Genomic DNA, 15,543 nt, shown 5'->3' on the forward strand with positions numbered 1-15,543 from the left:
GCCACAAATACTTTGTAAGGTAAATATTTCATGAAATTACTTTACTTATAAAGAGTCATCTTTTATAATCAAAAGTGGTAATTGATAAAGATTATCATTTTCAATGATCGTAGAAAGGAGTTTTTTAAAAGATGAGTAGTCAACTCCGTTTTGCTGTTGAAAATCGTAAGAGGCATTTAATTGATGAGTTAATTGGAGCAGGTGTGTTTAAGATTCGTGACCGACAATTATACGAGCTGTCTTTAGAGGAACTGGAAAAAGAGTACGAAGACATGGAAGATTATGCAGATATTCAGGCATAGCTATATAGATTAATAAAAGATGAGCTGGTTACGTTTTTGTGTAACCAGCTCTATTATTATTTCATAGAAATCATTTTTTGTATTTCTTTCATTGGACGGAGCCAGTTTTGAGACATCATTTGTTCCATTTGTTTTTCATCTTGCTTTTGTAGGGCTTGAATTATGGAGTGATGTTCTGCAATAGACTGACTCGCAGGAACAAAGTTTTGGAAAAATAAATATTCAAGGCGTAAAACGTGCAGCTGCATATTTTCTAGAAAAGGTTCAATATATCGATTTTTAGCAATAAAGGTGATGGTATTGTGAAATTGAATATCTAGATCTAAAGCTTGTTTTGAATCTTTTTCATTGATAGATTTTTGAAAAGCATCATTTATCCCGGAAAGTAGTGTAATATCAGCGTCAGTAATTTTTTGTAGTGCTTGTTTTCCTATAAGTGAGTGAAGACCAGCCATCGTCTCATAAATGATAGATACATCTTCAAATTTAATAGGAGTAATTTTCGTTTTTTGACCGGGAATCATTTCGACTAACCCAGAAAGCTCTAATATTTGCAAAGCTTCTCTAACAGGTGTTCTGCTAACCCCTAGTGCTTCCGCCAATTCCCCATCATTTATTTTTTCATCAGGTTGCAGTACACCTTCAATAATCCAATCTTGTAGTTGATTTAAAACGATTGATTTTGCTGAAACTCTTCCTGGTTTTTTATAATTTTGAGGGACAGGCATAGTGAATTCAATCCTTTCACTGTATATTTTTCTTTTTCGCATTCACAAGCTTTAATTTCGGTTTCCCTTCATCCGGTTTTGGGCTTAATATGAGCACCATTACAATGACACAAAAAGCCCCTAATAGCTGAAAAGATTGAAACGGTACGTGCAATATAAGTACAGAAGAAATAATAGCTGCGAGTGGTTCAGTACAACCGAATAATGTCGTTTCTTTCGGAGTAAGGTATCGTATGCTGTCTAAGTATAAATAAAATGCAATGAGTGTCCCGAAAATGACGACAAATGTGATGAGCGGTAGGGTACTTAGTTTTACATATTTCATAGTCGATAATAAAATGAATTCGTTTGTAGAAATAAAGTGTAGAATCGTTACACCAATACCCCCAATAATCATGCCCCATCCAACGATAACGGATGAAGACCATCTTTCTAACAATTCCTTTGAATATAAGCTATAAAATGCGAGAGATAATCCAGATAAAATGCCCCAAACGATAGCTGGTGTAGAAACAGCCAAATTATGAACAGACCCGTTTGTTAGTAATAGAAAAGTCCCTACTAATGAAAGTGTAATTGAAATAAAATCAATTTTTGATGGACGAACGCTCCATTTGAAAAGTAAGTATACAGTAATAAATATAGGAGCTAAATATTGCAATAATGTTGCAACGGCGGCATTTCCTTCTTTAATAGAAGCAAAATACGTGTACTGTACAGCAAGCATACCGAATAGGCCAAACAAAATCATTTTATTAGCATCAGATTTTTGTTTCCAGATGCCGAATATCTCTTTTCTACTCGTTCCGAATGATGAAATAATGAGCAAGATGACTCCGGATATAAGCAGACGAATGGTAACTAACCATTCAGCAGAAACGTTTTCGGATTGAAAAAGTTGTTGTGCTGCTGTTCCTGACAACCCCCATAAACAAGCGCCGATTATGACCATTATAATTCCTTTTAATCGATTTGGATCCATAAGGTATATAGTCCTCCTCCCCAAAGTATATATTGGATACAATATGCAATATATCACAGAATGGGGGAGTATAAATTGAAATTTCTGATTTTCTTAAGTGGAAATTGTATGAGGTGTAGTTAGGTCTACAATACAAGGAAGTACGTTAAATAAAGCAAGGTAAAATTATAAAATTAAATCATAATCAAGAGGATAAAAAAATAAAGATAAGAGTAATTTGATTTGCTAAAAATATATGTAGAAGGAGATATGTGATGAGCTGGGTTACCCATAAACCAACATTTGAATTTGATAATTATAGTCATTTTATTCGGGCGAATACGGCGTGGGTTGGGCATTTAGATTTCGCATATGATTTAGTAAGGTTTGAAAAGCCAGAAGTATTAGTTGAGTTAGGTACACATTTAGGGGCTTCCTTTTTCAGTTTTTGTCAAGGGGCAAAAGATGAAGGATTAGATACAAAATGTTTTGCTGTAGATACTTGGACAGGAGATGAGCATACAGGTCCATATGGGGAAGGTGTTTTTCAAATAGTAAGTAAAGTAGTAAATATGAGTTATCCTAATATAGGTAATTTAATTCGCTCTACTTTTGACGAGGCTGTGGATCGATTTCAAGATGGAATGATAAATTTGTTGCATATTGATGGCTATCATACGTACGAAGCAGTTTCTCATGATTATAAAACATGGTTACCGAAACTTGCGGATAACGGTATTGTTTTATTTCATGATATTGAAGTTAAAACTCGAGACTTCGGCGTGTATAAATTTTGGGAAGAAGTTAAAGCGAAGCACCCTCATTTTCAGTTTGAGCATTCATATGGACTCGGAGTGTTATTTCCGAAAGGTTGTAGCGATAAGTTTGCTGAAATACTTAAAAATAAAGACGAAATACAAAATATGTATAAATAAAAGTGGAGCATGCATCATTTTAATGATGTGTGCTTTTTTTGTGGAGAAAAATGGTAGTCCTTGAAAGGTGAGGATAATAGTAAAAAATCTTATTGTGGCAAATATTAAAAAAGTTATTCTTGAATTGTTCTATCTAAATAAAAATGTAACATTTTTTATATTTTCCATTGCGAAAAGTAACATCTACTTTTACAATAGAAAAGGTGTCCAATATATTATACTGGAAAAATAAATCGAAATAATATGAAAATTTTGTTTTGTCTTCGCTAATTGTATATTACATACATGTAAGACGACATACGTCATGTTATCGACTTGTAAGGAGAGAAAAAAATGAAAAGTGTAAGATTACCATCGATGCTAGAAATCATAGTTCTTTTATTACTATTTCTTGCTGTTGTCTTTTCCTTCCAAACGATTTTTGATCTCCCAATTCAATTAGCGCTATTTATTTCATGGTTTTTAGTAATTGCGCTTGGATTAAGATTAGGATTTCGTTATCAAGAATTGCAAGATGCAATTACGAAAGGGATTTCTAACGGATTAGAAGCAATACTGATTTTAGTTGCAGTAGGTGCTTTAATTGGAACTTGGATTGCTGGTGGCGTTGTACCAACATTAATCTATTATGGATTAGAGTTTATTCACCCTAGCATATTCTTATTAGCAACATTAATTATTTGTTCGATAACTTCTATCGCGACAGGAACATCATGGGGAACAGTAGGAACAGCAGGTATTGCTATGATGGCGATTGGTGAAGGACTTGGCTTACCACTTCCACTTGTTGCTGGTGCAGTTCTTTCAGGAGCTTATTTCGGCGACAAATTATCACCACTTTCTGATAGTACAGTTCTTGCAGCTTCTATGGCGAAAGTAGATGTTATTGCTCACGTTCGAGCTATGCTCGTATTAGATGTTCCGGCTTACATTATTACTAGCATTATGTTTACTGTAGCTGGTTGGATGTATGGCGGCGATAATGTAGATTTGAATCGAGTAGAGTTTTTAAAAGAAGCTTTATTAAAGGAATTTGATATTAAAATATGGATGCTTGTTCCGGCGGTCATTGTTATCGCACTATTAGCGATGAAGAAACCTTCTATGCCAACAATTGCAATGGGAGCTTTAATTGGTGCAATTTGGGCAACTCTTTTCCAAGGAATGAACTTAGGAGAGGCGATTGGAACAGCGTATAACGGATTCTCAATTCAATCTGGTGTCGAGTTTGTCGATAAGTTATTAAACCGTGGTGGAATTAACGGTATGCTTGGTTCAGTAGCCGTTATTATTTTCGGGTTAGGTTTTGGTGGACTACTTGAAAAGCTAGGTGTTTTAAAAGTAATCGTATCAAAATTTGAGAAGAAATTAAATTCTGCAGGTAATGTAACATTGTCTACATTAATCGTGGCATTCTTAGCTAATATATTTGGTTGTGCTATGTATGTTTCACTTATTTTAACACCGAAAATTATGGAAGATAGCTATGATAAATTAAAAATAGACCGCCGTGTATTAGCGCGTAACTCAGAAGTAGGTGGAACGTTAACATCTGGTATGGTTCCGTGGTCGGATAATGGTATTTTTATGGCTGGTATTTTAGGTGTAGCAACGTTCTCATACGTTCCGTTTATGTGGTTAAGCTTTGTTTCATTAATTTTGGCAGTTATTTACGGATATACAGGCAAATTCATTTGGTATGTAGATGACGCTGAAAAAGGAAAGCAAGCATCATAAAAAAATACCTTCTGCGATGGCGGAAGGTATTTTTTTTTATATATAAGAGTGAGAATTCTTATCATTTGGATGGAAGTCTGTTAAAATGAAAAATGTAGGTATTTTATTTTCAAGGGGATGAAAAAATGGAGTACAGAATTGAAAGAGATACATTAGGAGAAATAAAAGTTCCAGCTGATAAATTATGGGCAGCACAAACACAGCGTAGTAAGGAAAACTTTCCGATTGGAACAGAGCATATGCCGCTTGAAATTGTAAAAGCATTTGCGATTCTAAAGAAGAGTGCAGCGATTAGCAATCAGAAATTAGGAAAGTTATCAGAAGAAAAAGCACAAGCAATTGTGGAAGCTGCTGATGAAGTTATCGCAGAAAAATGGAATGAACATTTTCCGCTTGTCGTGTGGCAAACAGGTAGTGGTACACAATCGAATATGAATGTAAATGAAGTAATTGCAAACCGCGGTAATCAAATTTTGAAAGAAAAGGGATCTGAGGTACATATTCATCCGAATGATGATGTGAACATGTCTCAAAGTTCAAATGATACGTTCCCAACAGCACTTCATGTAGCGTGTGTAATTGCGGTAGAAAATCATGTATTGCCAGCTATTACGAAATTAAAAGAAACATTAGCAGAAAAAGTAACTGCATTTGAACATATTATTAAAATCGGTCGTACGCATTTACAAGATGCAACACCTTTAACGTTAGGACAAGAAATTAGCGGATGGCACCGTATGCTTGAAAAAACAGAGCGTATGATTGCAGATAGCAATACATATATGAAAGAATTAGCAATTGGTGGTACTGCGGTTGGAACTGGAATTAATGCCCACCCTAAATTTGGTGAGATGGTAGCAGAAGAAATTAGTCTGTTTACAGGTAAACAATTTGTTTCTGCACCAAATAAATTCCATGCGTTAACGAGCCATGATGAAGTTGTATTTACACACGGAGCATTAAAAGCATTAGCTGCTGATTTAATGAAGATTGCTAACGATGTGCGTTGGCTTGCAAGTGGTCCACGTAGTGGTCTTGGGGAAATTATTATTCCTGCAAATGAACCAGGAAGCTCTATTATGCCAGGGAAAGTAAATCCAACGCAAAGCGAAGCGCTAACAATGGTTGTAGCACAAGTTATGGGGAATGATGCAACAATCGGATTTGCTGCGAGCCAAGGGAATTTTGAGTTAAACGTATTTAAACCTGTTATTGCCTATAACTTCTTACAATCAGCTCACTTATTAGCGGATGCAATTGTTTCATTTAATGATAATTGTGCAGTTGGTATTGAAGCAGATGAAGAAGTAATTAATGAAAATGTGAATCGTTCATTAATGCTTGTAACAGCATTAAACCCGCATATTGGATATGAAAACGCAGCGAAAATTGCGAAGCATGCTCATAAAGATGGGTTAACTTTAAAAGAGGCAGCGCTGCAATCTGGATTACTAACAGAAGAGCAATTTGATGAAATTGTAGATCCGAAAAAAATGATTGCTCCGAAAGAGTAATAGAGGAAGCCAAGGTTCTTAGTATAGAATCTTGGCTTTTTTGATATTCACCTTTAATTTCTTTTTATGTCTCCTTCACTTGTACTACTGCAAGCTCCAAAAGATATTATTTGTTAGCAGACGTATTCATTACTTTCATATGTGGGCAGTTCTCTTTTAAGAGTGAAATGAATTTTTCTTCTTCTTGTGGTACGAAAGTTGTCACTGAGTCAAATAAATTATAATCAATTTCTAATTGCTGCCTAGTCCATTTTTCTGAACGGAGTGTTTTGCCAGAGTATTTAATGTGACGAATATCTTCAAATGGAATTTCAGTACGTAATATGAAACCGTGTTTTACAATAAGAGAAGATTCCGTTATGTTGTAGTGAGAGAAATAGAATGAAGAGAGATTCACGATATTTAACAGCATCATGAGAGTGAAAAAAATAGAATTCTCATTTTGCAAGAATAGTGAAATGAAAAAAATAATTATAAATAATGTAATGAAAATGACGTGAAATGGATTTTTTTTCGCTTTAAATTTCAAGTTAGTCACCTCGGTATACGTGTTCTTTAAATAAATTAAATCACAACATCGTAATAAAACGTGAGAATATGCAGAATTGCATATTCTTTCGGTTTATTATTCGTGTAAAATTTTTTGATAGGATAAATTTAAATGAAGTTTTTAGTAGTGGAGTGGCATAAAGTGACTAACAAGAATAGAAATGTAGTGCTAGTCATAATTAGTTGTATGATGATTATGAGTGGCTGCTCAAATAGATTCGTTGAGGATGGAAAGCGAAAACATGTATTTGTACAAGCGAGTAAAGTTTTAGTGGAAGTTGTTTATAAAATACATAAAAGGTAAAAAGGTGTTTCTATATGTGGAAACACCTTTTTTGTAGTTAAAATTGAATGCTGAAGTTTTGGAATGAGTGAATGCCGGTTCCATGTTGAACGAGGTTGTTATCACTTAAATATTGAATAGCATATTTTACTTCTTTCAATTTCACATCCTATAGTAATTAATTTATATAAATACATTCGCTTTTCGTTGTTTTAAATACTTTTTAAGATTTATTAATAGATGTTTTAATTAAAGTTTATAAAATAGGTAAACGAAACATTGAAATGTTTGTTTTTTATATGTTAAGATGATGTAGTGATAATAAACGTTATTGTAATTTGTTTGTTTTTAAATAAACCTTTTAAAGGAGTGTTTAGTGTGAGTGATATTTCAGAGAAGTTTTGGGATGCGTCAATAGATGAATTGAAGAAAGGATATGTATTCGATGAGGTAGCAGAGGAGTATATTTGTTTAGCTTGCGGAGAAACGTTTATTAAAGGGGTTATTTATCAAGAAAATCAAGTTTTGTATGAAGCAGAGAAGTATATACAGTTGCATATTCAAAATGAGCATACGTCTATGTTTGAATATTTATTAAATCTTGATAAGAAGTTAACGGGCTTAACGGATTTGCAAAAGAAAATGGTTCAGTTTTTTTATATGGGACTGAATGATAAAGAGATTGTGAAAGAGATGGATGGGGGAAGCACATCGACGATTCGCAATCATCGATTTACATTGCGAGAGAAAATGAAGCAAGCGAAGGTATTTTTAGCGTTAATGGAATTGTCAGAAGAAAAATCAAAAACTCCAACTAAATTTGTACCGATTCATAGAACAGCTACGATGGTGGATGATCGATACAATATTACAGAAGAAGAAAATACTGAAGTTTTAACAGCGCATTTTACAGAAGGTTTGGATGGGCCGCTTTCTAAATTTCCGAAAAAGCAAAAGCGTAAATTAATTATATTACGTCATTTAGTGAAGAAATTCGATAGTAATAAAAAGTATACTGAAAAAGAAGTAAACGCAGTTTTAGAAAATGTATATCCGGATTTTGTAACTTTAAGAAGATATTTAATCGAGTATGGTTTTTTAGATAGAACAGCCGATGGAAGCCAATATTGGGTGAAATTATAAGAATGAAGCAAAGCAAAGAAAGTGAATAGAAGCACATCATAAAAACAACTATACAAAGAGATAGGGATTGAAATATGTAGCACATTATAAAGACAAAAAAATGTATGTTGAAAGTATGATGAGCTTGAAGCATGAGAGGTCTCAAAAAGAAAGGGAATGGGCATTTCAATATCGAAAGTAGAATTGAAAAAAATGCAACAGTACGGAGCACACGGGTGTAACCGTGCAAACTTTTAATAAAAGGAGAAATGAAATTTGAAACCACCTACAGATAACAATAAAGAAGGTGTAGAGTCACAGAAGTCAGAAACGGAACATAAACCGATATGGAAATCGATGTCCATGTTTTTAGTACCGTTACTTTTAAGTAATGTATTACAATCAGTTGGACAGTTATTTGGAATGGTAGTAGTAGGAAGATGGCTTGGCGTAAATGATCTAGCAGCTATATCGGCATTCTTCCCGTTATTTTTCCTACTCGTTTCATTTGTAATTGGAATTGGTTCTGGTAGTTCAATTTTAATTGGTCAGGCATTTGGTGCTAAAAATGAAGAACGTTTAAAAGCTATCGTTGGTACGACGCTTACGTTTACTTTTATTATCGGAGTCGTGTTGGCGATAATAGGTAGTATTTTTGCGATGGATATTATGCGCCTTATGGGAACGCCAGAAAACATTATTGGAATGAGTGTGCATTACGCAAGAATTTTATTTATATCTATGCCAGTATTATTTTTATATTTTGCATACACAACATTTATGAGAGGTACAGGAGATTCTAAAACGCCATTTTACTTTTTAATCGTAAGTACAGTGCTAAATATGATCTTATTACCAATTCTTATTTTTGGTTGGTTAGGAGCTCCGAAATTAGATGTTTACGGAGCAGCCTATGCTTCAGTTATATCTACAGTTATTACGTTTATTGTCATGCTAGTGTATTTAAAGAAGAAAAACCATCCACTACAATTAGATGGGACAGTAAGAAAATATCTTCGCATGGACTGGGAGTTATTAAAGTTATTGTTACGCCTCGGTATTCCAGCGAGTATTAATATGATATTAGTTTCATTATCAGAAATCGCGGTAATCGCATTTGTAAATCGGTACGGTTCAGATGCAACAGCGGCGTATGGCGTTGTGAACCAAGTTGCAAGTTATGTACAAATGCCAGCGGTTAGCCTTGGTATTACAGTATCAATTTTTGCAGCACAATCAATTGGTGCGAACCAATTTGATCGATTGCAGAAAGTTGTTAGGGCTGGAATTATTATGAATTACATCATTGGCGGTGTATTGATATCTCTTATTTACTTGTTCTCAAGAGATATTCTAGCGCTATTTTTAACAAGTCAAAATACAATTGAAATTGCTCATAGCCTAATCATGATTACATTATGGAGTTACTTAATTTTCGGTCATGCACAAATTATTAGTGCGACAATGCGAGCAAGTGGTACAGTACTATGGCCAACTGTAATCAGTGTTGTATCAATTTGGCTTGTTGAAGTACCTGTGGCGTATTATCTTTCTTACCATACGAGCCTTGGTATAGAAGGGATATGGATTGGGTATCCAGCTGCATTCATCGTCAGCTTAATATTACAGTATGCGTATTATAAGCTTTCATGGCAGAAGAAACGAATTACACGATTAGTGAGTTAAAAGGTGAAAATGTGAAAATGTCCCTAGGTCATTATACTTAGGGACATTTTTTTGATGAATGCTTATAAATAACTTTTTAAAGTTATGTCAAAATGTTGTCTAATGAGTTTTCCATTATTCATATAAAACTCCCAAGCTGTATCTGGCGCACCTATAATTTCAAATGAACCTTCTGTAATATATAAAGCGCAATTATCTTCTAATGCAATGCCCTCTATATTACCTTGGTGAGTTTGTAGAAACGTATGGAAGGCATTCATTCTATTTAATTGATTGTAATGAGGGCAAAATCTTTTGTTAACAATACTCCAGCCACTACTTTCTATATAACCAGAACCTTCATAATCTGAACGTATGCTAGATGTGAACCAGCACATAGCGCCGGCACTACATCCCGCAATAAGCGTCCCGCGCTGTAAAGCAAACAGTAACTTTTCATCTAGTTTATGTTCTTTCCATTGTTCAAGCATGTGAACGTAATTTCCACCGCCAAGATAAATTAAATCGGCAGAATGGATCATCTCATCTATTTCATATTTAGTAGGTGTTTCGGTTGAAATGCGTAAAATTTGAACCTCACAATGTAATTGCTTTTCAAATGTTTCTAAAAATAACTTTATATATCCTTCATCATCACGACTAGCTGTTGGAATGAATAATACTTTTGGGTATTGTTTATTTGTTAATTCTATAAGTCGTTCATTAATATGCAAGTGATTTGAATCTTGTAAATCACCGCCACCAATGACAGCTAATTTCATAGTAAAGCACCACCTAATAATATTTGTTATGTAAAAATTCGATAGTGGGGAGTTACATTCCTTCTGTGATTTAATGAATAAGGGGAAATAAAGTAAACAATATATTGAAATAACATGAGGTATCGATAGCTGTAGATAGAAAGGAATTAGAAGCAGTTTATCCCGCTATTTGCAGGAAGTAAGATTCCCACCTCAAAATTCGGCTGGAGCAAAGCAGTTAGGTGGGAAATCAACTGCCCGTAAACGCCTGATTGGTGAGGGCTAATAATCAGTGGGGGATGAACAAAACCCCCCACTGATTAAAGTTTCACTTTATTGATATATAATACTGGATAATATTGTTTTAAAGTATGGAAACAATATGTTTAAATGAATATAACGACGTACTAATGAATATTGAAAGGGTATTTATATTTAAAAAGTACGGGGAATACCAGAAGTTTTACAAAAGTGTTTTTTACTTTTATAGGAACTTATTTTATAATATGGTAAAATTATATTGATATATTTATTAGCGTAGACTGAAAAGAGGGAGCGTGAAAGAGTGGATTTTCGATTTGAGTTCGCAGCGAAGGTGAAAGAATATTTAGATGATGAAAAAAATGAAAAAATAATAAAAGATGGACACAGAGATATAATTTATAAATATTTATATCCGTTAGAGAGTGAAATTGGAATTTTTAAAAATCCTCACTTTACTTTTTTTGCATCAGGACGACGTTCACATATAGTATTAGAAAATATTGAATTTAAAACAGAAGTAAACGTAGAAAGTAATATAATTGAAATTACAAAAATAGTGGATAATGTGGCGATTCCATTAGATACTATCGTAGCTAAAGATCGGGAATTATTTGCACTCGGGCGTAATGAGAAATTTAGTGTTCAAATATTAGAATATTATCTCTATGATACATTTGGAGAGAAGTTAGGTTTACAATGAATCGAACGTGGTACAGCTAACTAATTAGTGGAGATTAGGATTCATTTAAGTATCAGTTAATATCATTTATGTTTGACCTTCTATATATTTTATACTACAATCTGTAGTGTGAAAGGGGCCATACGATGTTTACTCAAAACTACAAGTTAAATGAGCAAGGGTTAAATCACTTTTTCGGACCGCTTGAAGCGAAAATAATGGAAATTGTTTGGGCTACTCAAGGTATTACCATTAAAGATGTGCAACAGAAATTAAGTGAAGAATCCCCAGTGAATTTTAATACTGTAATGACAGTTATGAACAGATTAGTAGAGAAAGCACATTTAGAAAAGCATATTGTGAAAAGAAGTGGTATGTATCGTACTACACAAACGAAGGAAGAATTTTTATCTAATCAAACGAAGAAAATGACACAGGAATTAATGGGTGAATTTGGAGATCTTGTTGTGAACCACATGATAGATGAGTTAGAACAAGCTGATCCATCTTTAATAAAAAAATTAGAAGAGAAATTAAGTCAGCTAAAAAAAGAGGACTGATAAAATGAAGTGGCAAATGCGTAAAATCGTTTTGTTAGCAGTGACTATTAGTGTGCTTTTTTTAAGCATGTTAGTATACTACGTTACATACCCATTTCTTTTTCAAAATAAAGCATTTTTCCTGTCGCAACTTTGTTTATTTGAATTACAAAAACATATGAGGGAGCTATCAATACTTCGTATAATGATAGCCGGATTACTGTTATTTACTGTAATCATTATGAGTAAAAGAATTTGGAAGCAATTTTTTTATAGTAAAAGATTGAAAAGAAATCTCGTATCTATTACTAGAAAAGGAAAGCAAGTGTACGTATTATCAACGTTACAGATTACGGCATTTACAATTGGATTATTTCGACCGAAAATTGTCATTTCAAAAGGAATGTTTCAGGCATTTTCTGAGGAAGAAATTGATGCGATTGTATTACATGAGGAATATCATCAAAAAAGTCGAGATCCATTAAAGTTATTTTTCTTTACCTTGTTAGCTGAGGGGATGATGTATATTCCTATATTAAAAGGGATGCTGCAGCGTTATCATGTATATCAAGAGCTATCAGCAGATAAATATGCGATGCAAAAAATGAAATCTTCATTTGAGCTAGGTAGTGCATTATTAAAGTTAATTAAAATAAAGACGATAGAAAATCAATGTATTACAGCGTCGTTTGCGAAAACCGCAATTAATTTACGAATTGAGCAAGTGTTGAATGAGAAAGTTGTTAAGCTGAATATGCCATTACATACAAATTCAGTATATGTAACGTTAGGGCTATTTTGTATGTCGATTGTACTTATTGTCGGAGAGTGCATATAGCCTCTTTTTTTAATAATTAACACTACATATTGTAGTGCGTTTAGGAGGGATAAAATGAATGCGGCGGATTTAACAATTTGGCTAGTAGTAGGGGCGGGGATACTTTCATTTATATCACCATGTTCTTTACCGCTATATCCATCTTATTTATCATATATTACAGGTGTTTCTATTCAAGATTTAAAAGAAAATCGTGGAATTATGCAAAAGTCAGCGATTATACATACAGTATTTTTTATGATCGGTTTCTCGGTTATTTTTTATGCGTTAGGTTTATCGGTAAGCTGGATTGGGATCACTTTTTCATCTAATCAAAGGTTGATTCAGCAAATTGGTGGGATATTTATTATTTTGATGGGGCTATTTATGATTGGATTGATTCAGCCTAAGTGGCTTATGGCAGAGAAAAAAGTACAATATAGAAGAAAATCGACAGGCTATATTCGCTCAGTTTTGGTCGGCATGACATACGCAGCAGGATGGACACCGTGTGTTGGACCAATATTTTCTGCAGTGCTTATGCTCGGTGCGACCAATCCTGAAAGTGCGCTTCTGTATATTACAGCTTACACCCTTGGATTTGCGGTTCCGTTTTTCGTGATGGCATTTTTTATTGGAAAGGTAAAATGGATTGTTACATATGCCAATGTCATGATGAAAATGGGCGGTGGAATTATGATTGTAACAGGAGTTTTATTATATACAAATCAAATGACGAAAATTACAGCATTTTTTATTCGTATATTTGGTGGATTTACCGGATTTTAGAAATGAGGAGGAAAAAAAGTGAAGAAACTAATTGCTATTATACTGGCCGGGGCACTAATTTGGGCAGGGGTTAACTTTTATAATACAAAGAAAGAAGAAAAAGAAAGAAAAGCGAAACAAGCGGAGTTACAAGAGAAAGAAGTATTACCACAAGTAGGGTTCAAAGCCCCAAACATAACATTAAAAGGATTAGATGGGAAGCTGTATTCGTTAAATGATGCAAAGGGAAAACCATATGTTATTAATTTTTGGGCATCATGGTGTGGACCATGTGAAATAGAGGCTCCTGACTTAGTTCGTTTGTATGATAAATATAAAAGGGATGTTGAAATCTTTGCGGTAAATGCAACAATCGGGGATCCAGTACAAGAAGCGAGTGCATTTGCAGATCGCCATGGATTTAAATTTCCTGTTCTATTAGATATGGATGGAGTAGCTGGAATAGATTATAAAGTATTTTCTTTACCAACGACATTTTTCGTTAATAAAGATGGAATTATTGTAGATCATGCACGAGGTGTATTACCTCCAGATCAATTAGAAGAGAAGTTTAAGAAAATAATTGAGAATTAAGAGGGGATTTCATAGTGATGGAGTGGATGGTGAGGTTACAACCCGTTTCTCTTATAATAGGAAGTCTATTTGGATTTACTCTAATGAAACTAAGGATGAAAAAGCAAAATATTCAATATGAAAAAATGATGGATGCAGTAACGAATGGCTTTCTCATCATTGTATTCATATGGAAATTTGCACCGGCAATATTAAATCCAGTATGGGCTTTTGGATCGCCGTTGCAAGCATTATTAGCTGTAGGAAGTATGAAACATATTATAGTAGGATGCGTAATTGCGAGTATATATATTGTTTGGAAAAGTAAAAAAGAGCAATTTTCCCTTCGGATTTTACTTGATACATTACCTTTTGGATTGTGCGTGAGTATTATCTTTTATTTTCTATTCCATCAAGAAATAGGTGGACAAACGACACTGCCGTGGGGGATGAAAGTATATGAATCTAAATTTTTGTATCATCCTATTTTCATGTATGAGATTATACTAGCACTCGGTATAATTTGCTCGTTATGGATTAAAAATGAAAGATTAGGGAATGGAAAAAATATAAGCTTTTTTCTAATTTGTGAGGGAATTGCTCATATCATTATTTCACTTATTAGTGAACAAAATTTAGTTCTATTTGGTCTTTCAATACAGCAAATACTCAGTTTTTGTGTTATTAGTTTAGGGATTTTGTTCGTACCAAAAAAATAAAAAATATCCATGTGCGGAGAGCATCCATGCATGGATATTTTTGTATCATCATATGAATTAAAAAATCGGCGGAGTAACAGAAAATAAAACAATCGCATTTTTCTCGAATTGATTCACCCATTTATGTTTTAAATAAGCGGGTATTTTTACGCTATCGCCAGTTTCTAATATGTAATCTTCTTCGTTTAAATATAATGTAATCTTCCCGTCTAATACAAATGCTAATTCTTCACCTTTATGTTCTAGCACATTTTCTGATGAAGCAGTATTCGGCGGAACGGTCATAATTGCTGTTGCTAAATTTCCTGTGAAATCAGGTGATAGCATTTCATATGATAAATTATCGATAATCATTTTCTTACGTTTATGAGAGCGTACGATTAAATCATCTGTATTAGTTTCTTCAAGTAAAAAGCTAAACGTTGGAACATCAAGTGCTTTTGCGAGTACTTTTAATGTTTGAATGGAAGGGTTAGCAGAACCACGTTCAATTTGACTTAACATAGATGGTGTAATTTCAGCCATCTTTGCTAGTTCTTTACTAGTTAAACCCTTTTCTTTTCTTTGTTTTTCAATTTTTTTACCAATATCTATATTTTCCATAGAGCATTCTCCTTAATGATTATT

The 15,543-nt window shown here is 33.7% G+C and carries 18 protein-coding genes and 1 pseudogene; 13 read left to right on the forward strand and 6 right to left on the reverse strand.

The window, feature by feature from the left end; translation table 11 throughout:
* The first annotated feature begins 131 nt into the window (after positions 1–131).
* Entirely contained in the window at positions 132–302 is a 171-nt protein-coding gene (fbpA, locus tag LUS72_RS08620; RefSeq protein WP_000098301.1) for a Fur-regulated basic protein FbpA, read from the forward strand.
* 56 nt (positions 303–358) lie between these two features.
* Here the strand turns inward: fbpA and LUS72_RS08625 are convergent, their stop codons facing one another.
* Complete coding sequence (locus LUS72_RS08625) at positions 359–1,030, reverse strand: GntR family transcriptional regulator (protein WP_097831846.1); 672 nt, start codon at positions 1,028–1,030, stop codon at positions 359–361.
* Between the two features lie 16 nt (positions 1,031–1,046).
* A complete protein-coding gene (locus LUS72_RS08630; protein ID WP_097831586.1) occupies positions 1,047–2,012 on the reverse strand; it encodes a DMT family transporter in 966 nt (321 codons plus the stop codon).
* Positions 2,013–2,266: 254 nt separating this feature from the next.
* Here LUS72_RS08630 and LUS72_RS08635 point away from each other — a divergent pair, with 254 nt between their 5' ends.
* The 3 genes from LUS72_RS08635 (at position 2,267) to fumC (ending at position 6,177) form a co-directional block, all read left to right on the forward strand.
* Entirely contained in the window at positions 2,267–2,926 is a 660-nt protein-coding gene (locus tag LUS72_RS08635; RefSeq protein WP_097831585.1) for a class I SAM-dependent methyltransferase, read from the forward strand.
* Between the two features lie 333 nt (positions 2,927–3,259).
* On the forward strand, positions 3,260–4,663 hold the full coding sequence (gene nhaC, locus LUS72_RS08640) for a Na+/H+ antiporter NhaC (RefSeq protein ID WP_097831584.1): 1,404 nt from the start codon (positions 3,260–3,262) through the stop codon (positions 4,661–4,663).
* 125 nt (positions 4,664–4,788) lie between these two features.
* Entirely contained in the window at positions 4,789–6,177 is a 1,389-nt protein-coding gene (fumC, locus tag LUS72_RS08645) for a class II fumarate hydratase (RefSeq protein ID WP_097831583.1), read from the forward strand.
* 106 nt (positions 6,178–6,283) lie between these two features.
* Here fumC and LUS72_RS08650 read toward each other — a convergent pair whose 3' ends face one another.
* Positions 6,284–6,706, reverse strand: a complete 423-nt coding sequence (locus LUS72_RS08650; RefSeq protein WP_097831582.1) for a PH domain-containing protein — start codon at positions 6,704–6,706, stop codon at positions 6,284–6,286.
* Between the two features lie 132 nt (positions 6,707–6,838).
* On the opposite strand from LUS72_RS08650, the gene LUS72_RS08655 reads away from it, so the two are divergent.
* Entirely contained in the window at positions 6,839–7,030 is a 192-nt protein-coding gene (locus tag LUS72_RS08655) for a hypothetical protein (RefSeq protein WP_097831581.1), read from the forward strand.
* Between the two features lie 37 nt (positions 7,031–7,067).
* Here LUS72_RS08655 and LUS72_RS08660 read toward each other — a convergent pair.
* Positions 7,068–7,169, reverse strand: a pseudogene (locus tag LUS72_RS08660) (MBL fold metallo-hydrolase); the annotation flags it as partial.
* 218 nt (positions 7,170–7,387) lie between these two features.
* Between LUS72_RS08660 and LUS72_RS08665 the strand changes: the two are divergent.
* Both LUS72_RS08665 and LUS72_RS08670 read left to right on the forward strand, forming a co-directional pair.
* Complete coding sequence (locus LUS72_RS08665) at positions 7,388–8,152, forward strand: DUF2087 domain-containing protein (protein ID WP_097831580.1); 765 nt, start codon at positions 7,388–7,390, stop codon at positions 8,150–8,152.
* Positions 8,153–8,407: 255 nt separating this feature from the next.
* Positions 8,408–9,817 carry an MATE family efflux transporter gene (locus LUS72_RS08670; protein WP_097831579.1) on the forward strand — a complete coding sequence of 470 codons (1,410 nt, stop codon included), beginning with the start codon at positions 8,408–8,410 and terminating at the stop codon, positions 9,815–9,817.
* A gap of 62 nt (positions 9,818–9,879) precedes the next feature.
* Here LUS72_RS08670 and LUS72_RS08675 read toward each other — a convergent pair whose 3' ends face one another.
* On the reverse strand, positions 9,880–10,578 hold the full coding sequence (locus tag LUS72_RS08675; RefSeq protein WP_097831578.1) for a peptidase E: 699 nt from the start codon (positions 10,576–10,578) through the stop codon (positions 9,880–9,882).
* Positions 10,579–11,122: 544 nt separating this feature from the next.
* On the opposite strand from LUS72_RS08675, the gene LUS72_RS08680 reads away from it, so the two are divergent.
* The 6 genes from LUS72_RS08680 (at position 11,123) to LUS72_RS08705 (ending at position 14,916) form a co-directional block, all read left to right on the forward strand.
* Positions 11,123–11,521, forward strand: coding sequence for a DUF3942 family protein (locus LUS72_RS08680; protein ID WP_264448813.1), 399 nt, complete (start codon positions 11,123–11,125; stop codon positions 11,519–11,521).
* Between the two features lie 125 nt (positions 11,522–11,646).
* The gene (locus LUS72_RS08685; RefSeq protein ID WP_097831576.1) at positions 11,647–12,060 is read left to right on the forward strand and encodes a BlaI/MecI/CopY family transcriptional regulator; all 414 of its coding nucleotides are present in this window, start codon (positions 11,647–11,649) and stop codon (positions 12,058–12,060) included.
* Between the two features lie 4 nt (positions 12,061–12,064).
* Positions 12,065–12,877: a M56 family metallopeptidase gene (locus tag LUS72_RS08690; RefSeq protein ID WP_097831575.1), complete on the forward strand. Its 813-nt coding sequence runs from the start codon at positions 12,065–12,067 to the stop codon at positions 12,875–12,877.
* A gap of 54 nt (positions 12,878–12,931) precedes the next feature.
* Entirely contained in the window at positions 12,932–13,645 is a 714-nt protein-coding gene (gene ccdA, locus LUS72_RS08695) for a cytochrome c-type biogenesis protein CcdA (RefSeq protein ID WP_097831574.1), read from the forward strand.
* 18 nt (positions 13,646–13,663) lie between these two features.
* Positions 13,664–14,218, forward strand: coding sequence for a TlpA family protein disulfide reductase (locus tag LUS72_RS08700; RefSeq protein ID WP_097831573.1), 555 nt, complete (start codon positions 13,664–13,666; stop codon positions 14,216–14,218).
* A gap of 14 nt (positions 14,219–14,232) precedes the next feature.
* On the forward strand, positions 14,233–14,916 hold the full coding sequence (locus LUS72_RS08705; RefSeq protein WP_141533456.1) for a prolipoprotein diacylglyceryl transferase family protein: 684 nt from the start codon (positions 14,233–14,235) through the stop codon (positions 14,914–14,916).
* Between the two features lie 57 nt (positions 14,917–14,973).
* Here LUS72_RS08705 and LUS72_RS08710 read toward each other — a convergent pair whose 3' ends face one another.
* The gene (locus tag LUS72_RS08710) at positions 14,974–15,519 is read right to left on the reverse strand and encodes a helix-turn-helix domain-containing protein (RefSeq protein WP_098361800.1); all 546 of its coding nucleotides are present in this window, start codon (positions 15,517–15,519) and stop codon (positions 14,974–14,976) included.
* Between the last annotated feature and the right edge of the window lie 24 nt (positions 15,520–15,543).

This window comes from Bacillus cereus (genome assembly GCF_025917685.1).
Lineage (GTDB): Bacteria > Bacillota > Bacilli > Bacillales > Bacillaceae_G > Bacillus_A > Bacillus_A cereus_AT.

Coding starts and splice junctions, on each gene's coding strand:
- LUS72_RS08685 (WP_097831576.1), top strand. CDS start 11,647: ATGTTTACTCAAAACTACAAGTTAAATGAGCAAGGGTTAAATCACTTT.
- fbpA (WP_000098301.1), top strand. CDS start 132: ATGAGTAGTCAACTCCGTTTTGCTGTTGAAAATCGTAAGAGGCATTTA.
- fumC (WP_097831583.1), top strand. CDS start 4,789: ATGGAGTACAGAATTGAAAGAGATACATTAGGAGAAATAAAAGTTCCA.
- ccdA (WP_097831574.1), top strand. CDS start 12,932: ATGAATGCGGCGGATTTAACAATTTGGCTAGTAGTAGGGGCGGGGATA.
- LUS72_RS08625 (WP_097831846.1), bottom strand. CDS start 1,030: ATGCCTGTCCCTCAAAATTATAAAAAACCAGGAAGAGTTTCAGCAAAA.
- nhaC (WP_097831584.1), top strand. CDS start 3,260: ATGAAAAGTGTAAGATTACCATCGATGCTAGAAATCATAGTTCTTTTA.
- LUS72_RS08675 (WP_097831578.1), bottom strand. CDS start 10,578: ATGAAATTAGCTGTCATTGGTGGCGGTGATTTACAAGATTCAAATCAC.
- LUS72_RS08635 (WP_097831585.1), top strand. CDS start 2,267: ATGAGCTGGGTTACCCATAAACCAACATTTGAATTTGATAATTATAGT.
- LUS72_RS08690 (WP_097831575.1), top strand. CDS start 12,065: ATGAAGTGGCAAATGCGTAAAATCGTTTTGTTAGCAGTGACTATTAGT.
- LUS72_RS08710 (WP_098361800.1), bottom strand. CDS start 15,519: ATGGAAAATATAGATATTGGTAAAAAAATTGAAAAACAAAGAAAAGAA.
- LUS72_RS08655 (WP_097831581.1), top strand. CDS start 6,839: ATGAAGTTTTTAGTAGTGGAGTGGCATAAAGTGACTAACAAGAATAGA.
- LUS72_RS08630 (WP_097831586.1), bottom strand. CDS start 2,012: ATGGATCCAAATCGATTAAAAGGAATTATAATGGTCATAATCGGCGCT.